Raw genomic sequence first — 2,589 nt, 5'->3', positions numbered from 1 at the left:
GCCAATGGGCTGCGCCGATATCGCCACGGTGCTGTTCACGCGCTTCCTGAAATATGATCCCAAGGCCCCGCACTGGGCCGACCGCGACCGTTTCATCCTGTCGGCCGGCCATGGCTCGATGCTGCTCTATTCGCTGCTGCATCTGACCGGCTACGAAGACATGACCCTCGACCAGATCAAGCACTTCCGTCAGTTGGGCTCGAAGACCGCCGGCCATCCCGAATACGGCCATGCCGCTGGCATAGAGACGACGACGGGGCCGCTCGGCCAGGGTCTCGCCAATTCGGTCGGCTTCGCGCTCGGCGAGCGCATCATGAATGCCGCCTTCGGCAACGATCTCGTCGATCATTACACCTATGTGCTGGCCGGCGACGGCTGCCTGATGGAAGGTGTTTCCCAGGAAGCCATCGCGCTTGCCGGCCATCTCAAGCTCAACAAGCTGATCGTCTTCTGGGACAACAACGACATCTCGATCGACGGTCCGGTCTCGCTGTCCGACAACACCGATCAGGTGGCCCGCTTCCAGGCCTCCGGCTGGAATGCCAGCCACATCGACGGCACCGATCCGGAAGCCATCGCCTATGCCATCGAAGCCGCCCGCCATTCCGACAAGCCGACCATGATCGCCTGCAAGACGACCATCGGCTTCGGCGCGCCGACCAAGGCCGGCACCAACAAGGCGCACGGCTCCCCCCTTGGCGCCGACGAGATCGCCGGCGCGCGCAAGTTCTTCAACTGGGATTCGCCGCCCTTCGAGATTCCGGCCGACATCCTCGACGCCTGGCGCACCGCCGGCAAGGCCGGCGCCAAGCCGCGCACCGACTGGGAAGGCCGCCTGGCCAAGGCCGACGCCAAGCTGAAAGCCGAGTTCGAACGCCGCCTCAGTGGCAAGCTGCCATCCAATTTCGACGCCGTCATTGCCGACTACAAGAAGAAGCTTGTCGCCGACAAGCCGAAGGTCGCCACCCGTAAATCGTCCGAGATGGCGCTGGAGGTCATCAACGGCGCCGTGCCCGAGACCATCGGCGGTTCCGCCGACCTGACCGGCTCCAACAACACCAAGACCAGCCAGACCAAGAACATCACACCCGACGACTACGGCCAGCGTTATGTCCACTACGGCATCCGCGAACATGGCATGGCGGCCGCCATCAATGGCCTGACGCTGCATGGCGGCCTCATCGCCTATGGCGGCACCTTCATGTGCTTCTCCGACTACGCCCGTCCGTCGATGCGGCTTGCATCGCTGATGGGCATCCGCTCGATTTTCGTCATGACCCATGATTCCATCGGTCTGGGCGAAGACGGCCCGACCCACCAGCCGGTCGAGCATCTGGCCGCATTGCGCGCGATCCCCAACCACAATGTCTTCCGCCCGGCCGACGCGGTCGAAACCGCCGAATGCTGGCAGATCGCCCTGGAGTCGGAAAAGACGCCGTCGACCTTGGCGCTGACCCGCCAGAACCTGCCGACGGTGCGCACCGAATTCTCGGCCAAGAACCTCAGCAGCCAGGGCGCCTATGAGCTGGCTGCCGCCAGCGGCGAGGCCGCGGTGACGATCTTCGCCACCGGCTCCGAGGTCGAGATCGCGCTCGGCGCGCGCGACCTGCTGGAAAAGCACGGCCATCCGACCCGCGTCGTCTCGGTTCCCTGCTTCGAACTGTTCGACCAGCAGAGCGACGACTACCGCAAGAAGACGATCGGCAATGCGCCTATCAAGATGGCGATTGAAGCCGGCATACGCCAGGGTTGGGATCATCTGATCGGTTCCGACGGCATCTTCGTCGGCATGACCGGCTTCGGCGCCTCGGGCACGATCGAGCAACTCTATCCGCATTTCGGCATTACCGCCGAGGCCGCGGCCAAGGCGGCGGAAGCCCGCCTGCATACCAAGTAGGTTCAAGGTTCGGCGAAATCGCGTAAGGCGGTCTCGCCGGACTGGCCCAACTTAATCGATTTAAATCCACGTCACTGCGGCTGGATTCTTTCTGCTTCCGCCGCTATGAAACTGCGGACCCCTCGTCCGCCCTCCAACTCCCAGGGAGAGAATTATGACCGTCAGAGTTGCCATCAACGGATTCGGCCGCATCGGCCGCAACATCCTGCGCGCTATCCATGAATCCGGCCGCAAGGATATCGACGTCATCGCCGTCAACGACCTCGGCCCAGTCGAGACCAATGCGCACCTGTTGCGCTATGACAGCGTGCACGGCCGCTTCCCGCATGAAGTTTCGGTTTCCGGCGACCAGATCACCGTCGGCAAGGAGACGTTCAAGGTCACCGCGATCAAGGATCCGACGCAGCTGCCGTGGAAGGAACTGGGCATCGACATCGCGCTCGAATGCACCGGCATCTTCACCGCCCGCGACAAGGCAGCGGCACATCTGACCGCCGGCGCCAAGCGCGTCATCGTTTCGGCCCCGGCCGAGGGCGCCGACCTCACCGTGGTCTACGGCATCAACCACGACCAGTTGACCAAGGACCACATCGTCATCTCGAATGCCTCGTGCACCACCAACTGCCTGGCGCCGCTGGCGGCCGTGCTGCATGAGACGGTCGGCATCGAAAAAGGCATGATGACGACGATCC

At 63.5% G+C, this 2,589-nt stretch carries 1 protein-coding gene and 1 pseudogene (1 of these 2 cut by a window edge); both read left to right on the top strand.

The window, feature by feature from the left end; translation table 11 throughout:
* On the top strand, positions 1–1,897 hold a 1,897-nt coding region (tkt, locus tag EOC06_RS33925; protein WP_128309855.1), incomplete at its 5' end, for a transketolase.
* Positions 1,898–2,051: 154 nt separating this feature from the next.
* Positions 2,052–2,589, top strand: a pseudogene (gap, locus tag EOC06_RS33920) (type I glyceraldehyde-3-phosphate dehydrogenase) (it continues 488 nt past the right edge of the window).

The organism is Mesorhizobium sp. M7A.F.Ca.MR.362.00.0.0 (assembly GCF_004023175.1).
Classification (GTDB): domain Bacteria; phylum Pseudomonadota; class Alphaproteobacteria; order Rhizobiales; family Rhizobiaceae; genus Mesorhizobium.
This window is presented reverse-complemented; position numbering and strand designations above follow the sequence as displayed.